The 14,056-nt window shown below is 53.8% G+C and carries 12 protein-coding genes; 10 read left to right on the top strand and 2 right to left on the bottom strand.

All coding sequences use genetic code 11. From position 1 onward, the window contains the following. The first annotated feature begins 3 nt into the window (after positions 1 to 3). From murD to lpxC, 8 genes are all read left to right on the top strand, one after another. Positions 4 to 1,323: a UDP-N-acetylmuramoyl-L-alanine--D-glutamate ligase gene (murD, locus tag RC73_RS13835; protein WP_039035203.1), complete on the top strand. Its 1,320-nt coding sequence runs from the start codon at positions 4 to 6 to the stop codon at positions 1,321 to 1,323. Beyond that, entirely contained in the window at positions 1,313 to 2,530 is a 1,218-nt protein-coding gene (gene ftsW, locus RC73_RS13830; protein WP_039035202.1) for a cell division protein FtsW, read from the top strand. Before murD ends, ftsW begins: the two co-directional genes overlap by 11 nt. Then, entirely contained in the window at positions 2,527 to 3,630 is a 1,104-nt protein-coding gene (gene murG, locus RC73_RS13825) for an undecaprenyldiphospho-muramoylpentapeptide beta-N-acetylglucosaminyltransferase (RefSeq protein ID WP_039035201.1), read from the top strand. The genes ftsW and murG overlap by 4 nt, the downstream gene beginning before the upstream one ends. Beyond that, on the top strand, positions 3,627 to 5,096 hold the full coding sequence (gene murC / locus RC73_RS13820) for a UDP-N-acetylmuramate--L-alanine ligase (protein WP_039035200.1): 1,470 nt from the start codon (positions 3,627 to 3,629) through the stop codon (positions 5,094 to 5,096). The genes murG and murC overlap by 4 nt, the downstream gene beginning before the upstream one ends. 96 nt (positions 5,097 to 5,192) lie before the next feature. After that, a complete protein-coding gene (locus RC73_RS13815; RefSeq protein ID WP_144362109.1) occupies positions 5,193 to 5,957 on the top strand; it encodes a cell division protein FtsQ/DivIB in 765 nt (254 codons plus the stop codon). 3 nt (positions 5,958 to 5,960) lie between these two features. Further along, on the top strand, positions 5,961 to 7,196 hold the full coding sequence (ftsA, locus tag RC73_RS13810) for a cell division protein FtsA (RefSeq protein WP_039035199.1): 1,236 nt from the start codon (positions 5,961 to 5,963) through the stop codon (positions 7,194 to 7,196). Between the two features lie 35 nt (positions 7,197 to 7,231). Beyond that, the gene (gene ftsZ, locus RC73_RS13805) at positions 7,232 to 8,404 is read left to right on the top strand and encodes a cell division protein FtsZ (RefSeq protein WP_039035198.1); all 1,173 of its coding nucleotides are present in this window, start codon (positions 7,232 to 7,234) and stop codon (positions 8,402 to 8,404) included. Between the two features lie 178 nt (positions 8,405 to 8,582). Further along, positions 8,583 to 9,503, top strand: a complete 921-nt coding sequence (lpxC, locus tag RC73_RS13800; protein ID WP_039035197.1) for a UDP-3-O-acyl-N-acetylglucosamine deacetylase — start codon at positions 8,583 to 8,585, stop codon at positions 9,501 to 9,503. 8 nt (positions 9,504 to 9,511) lie between these two features. On the opposite strand, the gene RC73_RS13795 is transcribed toward lpxC, so the two are convergent. Then, positions 9,512 to 9,964 carry a DUF721 domain-containing protein gene (locus RC73_RS13795; protein ID WP_039035196.1) on the bottom strand — a complete coding sequence of 151 codons (453 nt, stop codon included), beginning with the start codon at positions 9,962 to 9,964 and terminating at the stop codon, positions 9,512 to 9,514. A gap of 28 nt (positions 9,965 to 9,992) precedes the next feature. On the opposite strand from RC73_RS13795, the gene RC73_RS13790 reads away from it, so the two are divergent. Beyond that, positions 9,993 to 10,892 (top strand): M23 family metallopeptidase, encoded by a 900-nt coding sequence (locus RC73_RS13790; RefSeq protein ID WP_039035195.1) that lies wholly within the window; start codon positions 9,993 to 9,995, stop codon positions 10,890 to 10,892. Between the two features lie 58 nt (positions 10,893 to 10,950). Then, complete coding sequence (gene secA, locus RC73_RS13785) at positions 10,951 to 13,674, top strand: preprotein translocase subunit SecA (protein ID WP_039035249.1); 2,724 nt, start codon at positions 10,951 to 10,953, stop codon at positions 13,672 to 13,674. 113 nt (positions 13,675 to 13,787) lie between these two features. Here secA and RC73_RS21195 read toward each other — a convergent pair. Beyond that, the coding region (locus RC73_RS21195; protein WP_039035194.1) for a hypothetical protein at positions 13,788 to 14,056 on the bottom strand (269 nt) is incomplete at its 5' end.

Raw genomic sequence — 14,056 nt, 5'->3', positions numbered from 1 at the left:
GTCATGATGAGTCGCTGTTCGCACATAGTGTTGGGGTTGGGGGCCACAGGTTTGTCTGTGGTGCGCTATCTGGTGGCTCAGGGGCATGCCCCTATGGTGATGGACAGCCGCCGTAATCCTCCCGGTGCCGAGGCGCTGAAAAATGAATTTCCGGATCTGGAGTTTTGCTTCGGTGGTTTTGATTGCCGTGGCCTGGTGCAGGCTGAGCAGATCGTCATCAGTCCCGGGATCCCCATGGATACCCCAGAAGTAAGAGCGGCTCTGGATATGGGCATAGAAGTGATTGGCGATGTGGAGCTGTTTGCTCGCGCCATCGCTGACAAGGGCCCATGTGTGCTGGCGATTACCGGCTCCAATGGTAAGTCAACTGTAACGACCCTGGTCGGTGAAATGCTCAAAGCCGGCGGCAAGCAGGTTGCCATCGGCGGCAACATAGGGGTACCGGCGTTGGAGCTTTTGGGCGAAAACGTCAGTCACTATGTGCTGGAGTTATCCAGTTTCCAGTTGGAAACGACCCATAGTCTTAAATGTTTGGCGTCCACTTGCCTGAACATTTCTGAAGACCATATGGATAGATACAGCGATCTGGAAGCCTATCGTCAGGCCAAACTGCGGCTCTATGAACTGAGTCGACTGGCGATTTTCAACCGGGATGATCCGCAGACTCAGCCCATGTCACCCATGAACAACAATAGCTTTGGCCTGGGCAACCCCGAGGGGGATGAGTGGGGGATCACCGACGGTAAGATTTTCCACGGCAGCAGTGAAATCATGAATCTGTTGGATGTGGCGCTGCTTGGTAGCCATAACCACGCCAACTTGCTGGCCGCCATGGCGTTGGCCGATGCGGCCGGAGTGGATAAGGAAGCCATGGCCAGAGTGGCCCGCGAGTTTAAAGGCCTGCCGCATAGATGTGAACTGGTGGCGGTCAAAAATGGTGCCACCTGGATCAACGATTCCAAGGCCACCAATGTGGGCGCTACCGTGGCTGCGCTCGAAGGACTCAGCGACTATCTCGGCGATGTGATCCTGATTGCCGGTGGTGATGGTAAAGGGGCTGATTTCCGGCCGCTTGCCAATGCGCTGGGCTCTGTGACTCACCTAATCACCCTGGGGCGAGACGGTGACAAGATAGCGGCCCTGAAAGAGGGCGCCATCAAGGTTGGCTCCATGGCGGAAGCCGTGAGTAAGGCCGCCGAGCTGGCGAGTTCCGGAGACATAGTCATGTTGTCGCCGGCCTGTGCCAGCCTGGATATGTACAGCAACTTTATGGCCAGGGGCGATGATTTCCGCCATCTGGTGGAGGCACTGGATGAGCAGTGATGAGCGACAACTCAACCTGTTTGGAACCAGCCTCAAGTGGCGCTGGTCCGACTGGTTCGGTGAAAAGCAATCGCAGGGCATGCAACTGTATGACCGGCGTTTGCTGCTTGCCGTTTTGTCGTTGATCGCCTTTGGCTTTGTGATGGTGATGTCGGCTTCCATGCCGGAAGCTCAGAGTCTGACAGGTAATCCATTTCACTTTGTGACCCGGCATCTGTTCTATTTGGCGGGTTGCGTGGTGATCGCCGCAGTGGTGTTGCAGGTAGAGATGCAGCGCTGGCAGCAACTGAGTCCGCTGATGCTGTTGCTGGTTGGAGTCATGTTGGTAGCCGTGCTGGCAGTAGGCACCACGGTAAACGGCGCGACACGCTGGCTGTCGCTGGGGCCGGTGAGAATTCAGGTGGCCGAGATAGCCAAGTTTGTTTTTGCGGTCTACATGGCCGGTTATCTGGTTAGGCGGCATCAGGAAGTGCGTGAAAACGCCAAGGGTTTTTACAAGCCGATTGCGGTTTTTGCCGTCTATGCCTTCTTGATCCTGATGCAACCGGATCTGGGGACTGTAGTGGTGCTGTTTGTTGGCACGGTCGGGCTGCTATTTTTGGCCGGCGCCCGTTTGCTGGACTTTTTTGCGCTGATCCTGACCGGGGTCATGGCCTTTGTGGCTTTGGTGTTGCTGGAGCCCTACCGGATGCGGCGGGTGACCTCCTTCCTCGACCCCTGGCAGGATCCGTTCGGCAGTGGTTACCAGTTGACTCAGTCGCTGATGGCTTATGGCCGTGGTGACTGGTTTGGTCAGGGGCTTGGCAACAGTATCCAGAAACTGGAATACCTGCCGGAGGCGCACACTGACTTTATCTTCGCCGTTATAGGGGAAGAACTTGGGTTTATCGGCATAGTTGCCGTGCTGGCGGTGCTACTTTTCGTTGCGCTGCGGGCGATTCGTCTCGGCAGCCAATGCTTGGCCATGGACCGGGCATTTGAAGGTTATCTGGCCTACGCCATAGGGATCTGGATCTGTTTCCAGACCGTGGTGAACGTGGGCGCCAGTATCGGCATTTTGCCGACCAAGGGGCTGACACTGCCCTTTATCAGCTATGGCGGCAGTAGCCTCTGGGTGATGACGGCTGCGGTCATGATGCTGATCCGGATAGATCATGAGCGGCGTCTCAGCCTGATCCAGGCGGTACAGGGGAGGCTGAAGTCATGAAAGGTAATAATGTGAATAACAAACGTATTTTGGTGATGGCCGGTGGTACCGGTGGTCACGTTTTTCCGGCGTTGGCAGTGGCCAGACGCTTGGCACAGCAGGGCTGGCAGGTGCGTTGGCTGGGTACCGCCGACCGGATGGAGGCGCGTTTGGTGCCTCAGCACGGCTTTGACATAGATTTTATTGATATTAAAGGTGTGCGTGGCAACGGCATAGTGCGCAAGCTGGCAGCGCCTTTCAAGGTGCTGCGCTCAATTATCCAGGCGCGCAGGGTTATCCGCGAATTTCGGCCAGATGTGGTGTTGGGCATGGGCGGCTTTGCCAGCGGCCCGGGCGGCGTTGCCGCTAAGCTAAGTGGTATTCCGTTGGTGTTGCATGAGCAAAATGCCATTCCCGGGATGACCAATAAGCTGCTTTCCCGTATCGCTACCAAGGTGCTGTGCGCCTTTGCCAACACCTTTGAGCCGGGTAAGGCTGAAGTGGTGGGCAACCCTATTCGCCAGGAACTTATTAGTCTGGGTGGGCAGCATAGAGCCCAACATCAGGATGCGCTGAAAATTTTGGTTGTCGGTGGCAGCTTGGGGGCCAAGGTCTTCAACGACCTTATGCCGGCCGTGGTTGCCGAGGTCAGCAAGTCACAGTCGGTGACGGTTTGGCATCAGGTGGGCAAGGGCAATCAGGCGCCGGTGGAAGCTGAATATCAGCAGCTGGGACAGGATGGCAGAGTCAAAGTGGCTGAGTTTATCGATGATATGGAAGCCGCCTATCGCTGGGCTGACGTGGTCATCTGTCGTGCCGGAGCTTTAACCGTTTCCGAGCTGGCGGCCGTTGGTCTACCCAGCCTGTTGGTGCCTTATCCCCATGCGGTGGATGATCACCAGACCCGCAACGCCCAGGTGTTGGTGGATGCGGGCGCGGCCTTCCTGTTGCCGCAACCGATTGTCGATGTGCCCAGGCTGGCGAACAAGCTTGCCCTGCTTGGCAGTGATAGAAATGAATTGGCCCTGATGGGGCAAAGAGCCAGAGCGGCCGCCGTGCTGGATGCGACCGATAAAGTCGCCCAGGTCTGTATCGAACTGGCAGAGAAAGGAAATAGATGAACAACAGAGCAGAGAAATACGCCCAGCTTCGCGCCATGATCCCGGAAATGCGCCGGGTGCGTCGCATTCACTTTGTTGGCATAGGTGGTGCCGGCATGGGGGGCATTGCCGAGGTTCTGGTCAACGAAGGTTATCAGGTCAGCGGTTCGGATATTGCCGAAAATGCCGTGACCGAACGTTTGGCGGCTCTGGGTGCTCGCATCATTATCGGCCATAGTGCCGAGGCTGTGGTTAACGTTGATGTGGTGGTGGTTTCCACCGCGATTAAAGCGGATAACCCGGAAGTCGCGGCCGCCAGAGCCAATCGCACTCCGATAGTGCGCCGTGCCGAGATGCTGGCCGAGCTAATGCGTTACCGTCATGGGGTGGCGATCGCCGGCACCCATGGCAAGACCACTACAACCAGCCTTATCGCCAGTGTTTATGGCCAGGCCGAGCGGGATCCGACCTTTGTAATAGGTGGCCTGCTTAATAGTGCCGGCACCAATGCTCGCTTGGGGCATAGCCGTTACCTTATCGCCGAGGCCGATGAGAGTGATGCCAGCTTCCTGCATCTGCAGCCTATGGTGAGTGTGGTAACCAATATTGAAGCCGACCATATGGATACTTATGGCGGCGATTTTGAGAAGTTGAAAACCACCTTTGTCGACTTCCTGCATAACCTGCCGTTCTACGGTGTGGCCGTGCTCTGTATTGATGATCCTGTGGTGAAAGAGATCATGCCGCGTATTGGTCGCCACATGGTGACTTATGGCTTCAGCGATGAGGCCGATGTGCAGGCACTCAACTTTAGCCAGGAAGGGCATCAATGCCGTTTCACCGTGCGTCGCAAGGGACGGGATGACTTGGAACTGCTGCTGAATCTGCCGGGACGGCACAATGTACTGAATGCTTTGGCGGCGATTGCCGTGGCCAGTGAAGATGATATAGATGATGCCGCCATAGTGCAGGCGCTGGCGGAGTTCCAGGGAATTGGCCGCCGCTTCCAGCACTTGGGGGCCTACGATACTCCCAAGGGCGAGGTGATGCTGGTTGATGATTACGGCCATCATCCCAGTGAAGTCGCTGCCACTATCAAGGCGGCTCGCGCCGGTTGGCCCAATAAGCGCCTGGTGATGGCTTATCAGCCACACAGATACAGTCGCACCCGGGATCTGTACGAGGACTTTGTCGAGGTCTTGTCTCAGGTCGATGGTCTGCTGCTGCTGGAGGTCTATCCCGCCGGTGAAGCACCTATCGCGGGAGCCGACAGCCGCGCGCTGTGCCGCAGCATCAGATTGCGTGGTCAGGTCGACCCTATCTATGTCGCTACGCCGGAGCAGTTGCAGGAGATACTACCGGATGTGCTTAAGGACGGCGATCTGCTGATGACTCAAGGTGCCGGCAACATAGGGGCCCTGGCGCGCCAGTTGGCGAGCAGCAAACTGGGGTTTAGTGATGATAAGAAAGATACGATTTCTGAATAGATTTTCGCCGCTTAATGGCTTGAAAACAGTATCTTTTGACCAAGAAAACCAGCCCTATATAATGGCCGGTTTTCCGCCAAGCTAACAGGCAGGACCATGGCGCTGAAGGACAGGTTGCACAAGGGCCGTGAAAGGCTTGCCGGAGTCAATTGGTATCTCTGCAGCGGGATTGGCTTTCTGCTGTTGGTACTGGCGGCATTCGGCATGGCGGCTTGGAAACTGGGACTGGTGCTGAATGATGCCGAGGCCTTGCCCATAGAGGCTGTGGCGATAAAAGGCGAGCGCCAGTACACCACGGATGCAGAAATCCGTGGCGCCTTGCAGGACTTGATGCAGCGCAGTTTTTTCAGCGCAGATGTGGCCGAGGTGCAACAGGCGCTGGAGGCTCTGCCTTGGGTATACCGGGCCTCGGTTCGACGTGAATGGCCGGCCAAGCTGAAGGTTTATCTGCAGGAGCAGGTCGCCGTGGCGCACTGGAATCAGGATGAATGGCTCAATGAACACGGCGAGGTGTTCCTGGCGCCACCGCAACCCGGGCTGGAAAATCTGCCTTGGTTGGCGGGACCTGAACCTATGGCACAGGAGGTATTGACCTCCTTTCGGCAGATGGATGAACTGCTGCGGATAAACAGCTTTAAGTTGGATAGATTGAGTCTCAGCCCGAGACATGCCTGGGAGGCGACTTTGGGCAACGGCATCATGCTGGAGTTGGGACGAGAAGACAAGATGGCGCGGATACAGCGTTTTATCAATGTGTATCCGGAGTTGGTTAAACAGGAAAAGAGTGTCGCCAGAGTGGATCTACGCTATGACACGGGTCTGGCTGTAGGCTGGGAAGACGCACAAGAAGAGAGCCGTTAATTAATGACCAAGAACCAAGATAGAAATCTGATCGTCGGATTGGACATAGGGACATCCAAGGTCGCTGTGATCATAGGTGAAGTCTTGCCCGATGGCGAAATCAGTGTCGTCGGTCTGGGTAATCATCCATCACGCGGCATGGATAAAGGCGGGGTTAACGACCTCGATTCTATCGTGCGCAGTGTGCAGCGGGCCTTGGATCAGGCCGAGCTGATGGCAGACTGTCAGGTGTCTTCGGTGTATTTGAGCATTTCCGGCAAGCATATCGCCTGTCAGAACGAAAACGGCATGGTCTCCATCAATGATGAAGAGGTGACCCAGGAAGACGTGGACAACGTCATTCACACGGCCCGTTCGGTGAAGATCCCCACCGAACGCCGCATTTTGCACGTATTGCCGCAGGAATATGCCATAGATGTTCAGGAAGGGATCCGCAGCCCTATCGGCATGTCCGGCATGCGGATGGAAGCCAAGGTGCATATAGTCACCTGCGCTAATGATATGGCCAAGAACATCACCAAGAGTGTTGAGCGCTGTGGCCTCAAGGTGGACGACTTGGTGTTTTCCGGTATCGCTTCGGCCGATGCGGTACTGACCAATGATGAAAAAGATCTGGGTGTTTGTCTGGTGGATGTCGGTGGCGGCACCACAGATATCGCCGTGTATACCAATGGCGCTCTGCGTCACTGCGCCGTGGTGCCGGTGGCCGGCAACCAGGTAACCAGCGATATCGCCAAAATTTTTCGTACGCCACTGTCGCATGCCGAGCAGATTAAAGTGCAGCATGCCAGTGCCCGCAGCTCCATGGTGAGCCGTGAGGACAGTATAGAAGTGCCGTCCGTGGGTGGCCGACCGTCAAGAACCATGTCGCGTCATACTCTGGCCGAGGTGGTTGAACCCAGATATCAGGAACTGTTCGAGTTGGTATTCAAGGAACTCAAGGACAGTGGCCTGGAAGATCAAATTGCCGCCGGCATAGTGTTGACCGGTGGTACCGCCTCTATTGAAGGGGCTGTGGATGTTGCCGAAGCCACTTTCGGCATGCCGGTCAGGGTGGCATCACCGCTGCCGGTGAAAGGTTTGTATGAATATGTGGATCAGCCCATCTACTCCACAGGTGTTGGGCTGTTACATTACGGCGCGCGCAGGGTTATCGAACGTCAGTTTGAACGACCCGAGCGTCAAGGGGTGACCAGTCTCTGGAATCGGGTTCAGAGCTGGTTTAAAGGTGAGTTTTAACTTACGTAAACGCAGGTAATACGGAGAATTCAACCATGTTTGAGATCATGGATACTCATTCTGACGAGGCGGTGATAAAGGTCATCGGCGTCGGTGGCGGTGGTGGTAATGCCGTCGAACATATGGTGAAACACAACATCGAAGGTGTTGAGTTTGTTGCCACCAATACAGATGCCCAGGCACTGCGTAAGTCTGCCGCGGGCACCACTATTCAACTGGGACGTGATGTCACCAAGGGTCTGGGGGCTGGTGCCAACCCGGAAGTCGGTCGTGCTGCAGCCGAAGAAGATCGTGAAAATATCCGTGAGGCTATCAAGGGCTCGGATATGATTTTTATCGCTGCCGGTATGGGTGGCGGTACGGGGACAGGTGCCGCACCTGTGGTGGCGCAGATTGCCCGCGAAGAAGGGATCTTGACTGTGGCCGTGGTCACCAAACCTTTCCCATTCGAAGGCAAGAAGCGTATGGCGTTCGCCGATCAGGGGATCACTGAGCTGGCCAAACATGTTGACTCGCTGATCACTATCCCCAACGAGAAACTGCTTAAAGTATTGGGCCGTGGCACGTCATTACTGGATGCCTTTGCTGCCGCCAACAACGTGCTCTTGGGTGCTGTGCAAGGTATCGCCGAACTGATCACCCGTCCCGGTCTGATTAACGTCGACTTCGCCGACGTGAAAACCGTTATGTCCGAAATGGGTAACGCCATGATGGGCACAGGTGTCGCTCGTGGTGAAGACCGCGCTGAAGAAGCAGCCGAAGCGGCTGTTGCCAGTCCGCTGCTGGAAGATATCGATTTGGCAGGCGCCCGTGGCGTGCTGGTTAACATCACTGCCGGCATGGATATGAGTATCGAAGAATTTGAGACTGTGGGTAACCACGTCAAGGCTTATGCTTCAGACAATGCGACTGTGGTCGTCGGTGCTGTTATCGATCCGGAAATGAGCGATGAACTGCGGGTTACTGTGGTTGCTACCGGCATAGGATCGGAAAGAAAACCTGACATCCAGTTGGTATCCAAACCTGCTCCGCGTCAGGAACCTGTGCCAGAGCCCAAGGTCGAAGCCTACATGCCTCAGGAAGAAGCTGCTATGCCTGTTTCTCATAAGAGCAATGCAGTTCCGGCGTCCCAACCTGCGGCCAATCCGCATAAGAACGAGCTTGATTATTTGGATATTCCGGCGTTTTTGCGTAAGCAAGCCGACTGATACTGGCGGGTATCGCGGGTGTAAATTGGGTGAGCCCCTTTGTTTCCAGGAAGCGAAGGCAGGTAAATTTTTGTGAAATTGCCGATTTATGCTAGGATATCCGACCAGCTGCGCCCGAGGAGTGTCGATTTTATCGTCCTAGGCAGAGCTTTTTGTTGAGATGAATACGGGTAACTAAATGATTTTTCAAAGAACTGTTGAAAAAATAGTAAAGACCACAGGTGTCGGTTTGCATTCCGGCAATAAGGTGACTTTGACTATCAAGCCCGCACCAGTCAATACAGGGATCGTACTCGTGCGTACCGATATGCAGCCGGCAGTGGAGATTGCTGCCAAGGCGGAGCAGGTGCGTGAAACGACTATGTGTACGGCTCTGGTTAATGATGAAGGTGTTCGCATCTCAACGATAGAGCATCTGTTTGCTGCGCTCGCGGGCCTGGGTATCGACAATGCCGTTATTGAAGTGGATGCTCCCGAGATCCCTATCATGGACGGCAGTGCCAGCCCCTTTGTATTCCTGCTGCAAAGCGCGGGGATCAAAGATCAGTCAGCGGCCAAGAAATATCTGAAGATCAAGCACACAGTGCGTGTTGAAGACGGTGATAAGTGGGCTGAACTGCGACCTTTCAAAGGTTTCAGAGTCGATTTTGCTATTGACTTCAATCACCCTGAAATTGCCCGTAGTCAACAGCATATGGTGATGGATTTTTCCTCTTCCGCCTTTGTGAAAGATATCAGCCGCGCCAGAACCTTTGGTTTTATGCGTGATATCGAGTATCTGCGTGCCAACAATCTGGCATTGGGTGGCAGTATGGAAAACGCGGTTGTGCTTGATGAATATCGTGTCCTCAACCCCGATGGCCTGCGTTATGAGGATGAATTTGTTAAGCACAAGATTCTTGATGCGTTTGGTGACCTGTATGTGGCGGGTCACGCCATAGTCGGAGAGTTCTGTGCCTACAAGACGGGGCATGCCCTGAACAACCAGCTGGTGCGGGCATTGCTTGCACAGCAGAATGCCTGGGAGTTGGTCAGCTTCGAAAAAGAAGCGGATGTGCCTGTCAGCTTTATGATGCCATCCAATGTGGTGATGGCTTAATCGTAAAACTAGGACTGCCTTTTACGGCTGGCTAATGCAGCCAGCCGTTTTAGTTTCTGGCCCAGCTCACCGTCAGTGTGTTCGGCCAGTGCATTGATATGTGAAGCCGCGGTTTCACTCAGTTGTCTGTGAACCACTTGGGGTTTTGCCCCTGATGTTGCCAGTGCCGGGTTGACTTTAACCTCAATAGCGGTAAGCATTGGGAGCGTTTCTGCCTGAAGTTGGGCAAGAAGTTTGGTTTTTTGGAAGTTAATCCTGGCGGCCCATGCGGCGGAAGGGGTTTCAATAACCAGCACACTTTGGCGCAGATTGGCGACTTGCAGCTGTTCGCTGACAGGGCCTGACAGCAGCTGTTTGACATGCTGGTTCAGATACAACAAAAGCTCCGCTTTCTCGGCCAGATCGGGCAGACGTCCCGACTGATGCAGTAATTGGCTGAGGTGCTGAGGGAGCTTCTTCATTATGATAATAAGATGGCTGAATTAGGCTATGAGTGTAACAGTTTTTATTCAAGGTCGGAATGGCGTGACGCGCTGGCAACCTGGCAAACGCTGGTTGTTATTGCCTATATTGCTCCTCGCTGCGGGCACAGGGCTCTATCATTACAACGCCGAGCGATTTGAGTCGCAACAGGCCAACGTCGACAACGAGCGCCAAGCTCGTGAGCAGCAACAGAAACAAGTCAAAGAACTCAAGCAGGCAACCGAAACTCAGTTGGCAACCTTGGTGGCACATGTCGCCAGAATGCAGGCCAAACTGACCCGGCTTGAGGCTCTAGGGCAAACTCTTGCCCAGAATTACCAACTTGAAGAACAGTTCGATTTCGGCGCCGAGGTAGGTATTGGCGGCCTGAGCGAGCTGGGCACCAGCATAGAGCTGGAGCAGCTGATCTCCGATATGGATCGGCTGGCATCAGGAATTGATAGTAATAATGCTCAGTTGTCCCTGCTTGAAACAGTGGCTTCCAATCTCCATATAGATGAAGAGCGTTATATATCAGGGCGGCCAATCAACAAAGGTTGGTTATCCTCGCCCTACGGTTTACGTAATGATCCTTTCAATGGCCGCAGATCTGTGCATAAAGGCATAGACTTTGCGGGTACAGAAGGAGCCGATGTGATCGCCACCGGTGGTGGTGTGGTGACATGGGCCGGGAATATGTTTGGCTATGGTGAGTTGGTGGAGATAGATCACGGTAACGGATTGCGCACCCGCTATGGTCATAATAAAGCTTTGTCAGTAACTGTAGGTGACGTGGTCGCCAAGGGCGAGAAAATTGCCACCATGGGAAGCACTGGGCGTTCGACAGGACCTCATGTGCATTACGAAGTGTTGCGGGGTGGACAGCAGATAGATCCCAAGAAGTACGTCTACCGCAAAGCAGGTTAATTGGAACTGGCCGCCAGACTCGTAAGAGGCTTGGCCTACAACAGAATAAGTGATTCAGATGTTAGGTAAATTACTGACAAAAGTATTTGGTAGTCGTAACGACCGCACCCTTAAAGCCCTGGGCAAGATAGTCAACAAGATCAACGCGCTCGAAGGTGAATATGAGCAACTCAGCGATGAGCAGCTCAAGGCCAAAACCCAGGAGTTCCGTGACCGGCTTGAAAAAGGGGAAACCCTTAACGACATCATGGCTGAAGCCTTTGCCACTGTGCGTGAAGCTTCCAAGCGGGTGTTCGAGATGCGCCACTTCGACGTGCAGTTGATAGGTGGTATGGTGCTGGACAGCAACCGCATTGCCGAGATGCGCACCGGTGAAGGTAAGACTCTCACCGCCACGCTGCCGGCCTATCTCAATGCGCTGACCGGCAAGGGGGTTCACGTTATTACAGTGAACGACTATCTGGCTCGCCGTGACGCCGACACCAACCGCCCACTGTTTGAATTCCTGGGAATGACAGTCGGAGTTAACGTCGCCGGTCTTGGTCAGCTGGAAAAGAAAGCCGCCTACAACTCAGATATCACTTACGGTACCAATAACGAATTTGGTTTCGACTATCTGCGCGACAACATGGCATTTTCACCGCAGGAGCGGGTACAGCGGCCATTGCATTATGCTCTGATAGACGAAGTCGACTCCATTCTTATTGATGAAGCCCGTACGCCGCTGATCATCTCCGGTGCTGCCGAAGATAGCTCTGAGCTCTACATCAAGGTCAACACACTTATCCCCAACCTGATCCGCCAGGATAAAGAAGACTCGGACGATTATGTCGGTGAGGGTGACTTCAGTGTTGATGAAAAGGCCAAACAAGTTCATATGACTGAACGCGGTCAGGAAAAAATTGAACTTCTGCTGACCCAGGCTGGACTGTTGGCCGAAGGGGATTCACTCTACTCGGCCGCCAATATTTCACTGCTGCATCATGTTAACGCTGCGCTGCGTGCTCACACCCTGTTTGAACGTGATGTCGACTATGTTGTGCAGGACGGCGAAGTGATCATCGTCGATGAGCACACCGGCCGTACCATGCAAGGGCGTCGTTGGTCTGAAGGCTTGCACCAGGCGGTGGAAGCCAAAGAAGGCGTGAAGATCCAGAATGAAAACCAGACCCTGGCTTCTATCACCTTCCAAAACTACTTCCGTCAGTATGAAAAACTGGCCGGTATGACAGGTACTGCTGATACCGAAGCTTTTGAATTCCAGCATATCTATGGTCTGGATACCGTAGTGATCCCCACCAACCGGCCGATGATCCGTAACGATATGGCTGACTTGGTGTATCTCACCGCCAAAGAAAAATACAACGCCATTATCCAGGACATCAAAGGTTGTCGTGAACGCGGCCAGCCGGTATTGGTCGGTACGGTTTCCATCGAACAGTCTGAACTGCTGTCCAACCTGTTGGATCGGGAAAAGATCCCTCACAAGGTACTGAACGCCAAGTTCCACGAAAAAGAAGCAGAAATTGTTGCTCAGGCTGGACGTAGTGGTGCAGTAACCGTGGCCACCAACATGGCCGGTCGTGGTACGGATATCGTCTTGGGCGGTAGCTGGAAAGCGGAAATTGAGGAACTGGAAAACCCAACCGAGGAGCAGATTGCCAAGATCCGTGCTGACTGGCAAGAGCGTCACGATGCTGTGGTCGCTGCCGGTGGTTTGCACATTTTGGGCACCGAGCGTCACGAGTCTCGCCGTATCGACAACCAGCTGCGTGGTCGTTCCGGACGTCAGGGCGATGCGGGTTCATCACGTTTCTATCTGTCGATGGAAGACAGCCTGATGCGGATCTTCGCTTCAGATCGTGTTGCCAACATGATGAAGAAGTTGGGCATGGAAGAAGGCGAAGCCATCGAACATCCTTGGGTATCTCGTGCGATTGAGAATGCCCAGCGCAAAGTGGAAGCCCGTAACTTCGATATTCGTAAGCAGCTGCTGGAGTTTGATGATGTCGCCAACGACCAGCGTCAGGTGGTTTACGCTCAGCGTAACGAACTGATGGATGCCGAAAGCATTGAAGATACCATCAAGAATATTCAGGAAGACGTGATCACAGGCGTTATCGATCAATACATTCCACCACAGTCAGTTGAAGAGCTCTGGGACGTTGCCGGCCTCGAGCAGCGACTCAAGCAGGAATTTGTACTGGACTTGCCGCTGCAGGAGTGGCTGGACAAAGAAGAAGACCTGCACGAAGAGACCCTGCGTGAGCGGATCATCGAATCCTGGCTCAAGGCCTATGAGGCCAAAGAGCAGATGGTGGGCCCTGAGGTGCTGCGTCAGTTTGAAAAGGCCGTGATGCTGCAAACCTTGGATGGTTTGTGGAAAGAGCACCTGGCTGCCATGGACCACCTGCGTCAGGGTATTCACCTGCGTGGTTATGCGCAGAAGAACCCCAAACAGGAATATAAGCGTGAGTCCTTTGAGCTGTTCCAGCAGATGTTGGAGTCACTCAAGCACGATGTGATCAGTATTCTGTCCAAGGTTCAGGTACAGGCCCAATCGGATGTCGATGAAATGGAAGCCCGTCGCCGTGAAGAAGAAGCGCGGATCCAACATCAATATCAGCACGCCACGTCTGAAGCTTTGAACGAAGCCGAACAAGATGCTGAAGTCGCGGCTCATACTCCAGTTGTGCGTGATGGTGAGAAAGTTGGACGTAACGATCCTTGTCCTTGCGGCTCAGGTAAAAAATACAAACAGTGTCATGGCAAACTGAGCTAACACACTGTAAGTCATTAAAGGCAATCTTCGGATTGCCTTTTTTGTTGCTTTTAAAACGTCGTTTTTTACTTCATAAATCCATAATTGTGGATAACTCTGGGGGTAAAAAGTGTTTAACGTGTGGCTAACCCTGGAGCCTCAAAAAAGATCGCAAAATGCTGAAAAAAGCCCTTGCGCAAAAGTTTTGGCCCCCTATAATGCGCACCCACTGACACGGCGAACGAGAACAAATATCTGTTCAAATTCAAAGTTGGTAACGCGGCAACAAGCCTTGGTTTCAATGGTGTGAAGATAAAATCATCACTCGCTCGAAACCAGATAAAAAAGGGCTTGACGCTGAAAAAGGGTTCTGTAGAATACGCAGCCCTGACCCGATGAGAAT

This window comes from Shewanella sp. ECSMB14102 (genome assembly GCF_000813075.1).
Classification (GTDB): Bacteria; Pseudomonadota; Gammaproteobacteria; order Enterobacterales; family Shewanellaceae; genus Shewanella; species Shewanella indica.
The sequence above is the reverse complement of the archived record's forward strand: the minus strand, read 5'-3'. Positions and strand labels throughout refer to the sequence as shown.

Excerpts from the sequence above, each read along its gene's own strand:
- murD (WP_039035203.1), top strand. The coding sequence starts at position 4 with ATGATGAGTCGCTGTTCGCACATAGTGTTGGGGTTGGGGGCCACAGGT.
- ftsW (WP_039035202.1), top strand. The coding sequence starts at position 1,313 with ATGAGCAGTGATGAGCGACAACTCAACCTGTTTGGAACCAGCCTCAAG.
- murG (WP_039035201.1), top strand. The coding sequence starts at position 2,527 with ATGAAAGGTAATAATGTGAATAACAAACGTATTTTGGTGATGGCCGGT.
- murC (WP_039035200.1), top strand. The coding sequence starts at position 3,627 with ATGAACAACAGAGCAGAGAAATACGCCCAGCTTCGCGCCATGATCCCG.
- RC73_RS13815 (WP_144362109.1), top strand. The coding sequence starts at position 5,193 with ATGGCGCTGAAGGACAGGTTGCACAAGGGCCGTGAAAGGCTTGCCGGA.
- ftsA (WP_039035199.1), top strand. The coding sequence starts at position 5,961 with ATGACCAAGAACCAAGATAGAAATCTGATCGTCGGATTGGACATAGGG.
- ftsZ (WP_039035198.1), top strand. The coding sequence starts at position 7,232 with ATGTTTGAGATCATGGATACTCATTCTGACGAGGCGGTGATAAAGGTC.
- lpxC (WP_039035197.1), top strand. The coding sequence starts at position 8,583 with ATGATTTTTCAAAGAACTGTTGAAAAAATAGTAAAGACCACAGGTGTC.
- RC73_RS13795 (WP_039035196.1), bottom strand. The coding sequence starts at position 9,964 with ATGAAGAAGCTCCCTCAGCACCTCAGCCAATTACTGCATCAGTCGGGA.
- RC73_RS13790 (WP_039035195.1), top strand. The coding sequence starts at position 9,993 with ATGAGTGTAACAGTTTTTATTCAAGGTCGGAATGGCGTGACGCGCTGG.
- secA (WP_039035249.1), top strand. The coding sequence starts at position 10,951 with ATGTTAGGTAAATTACTGACAAAAGTATTTGGTAGTCGTAACGACCGC.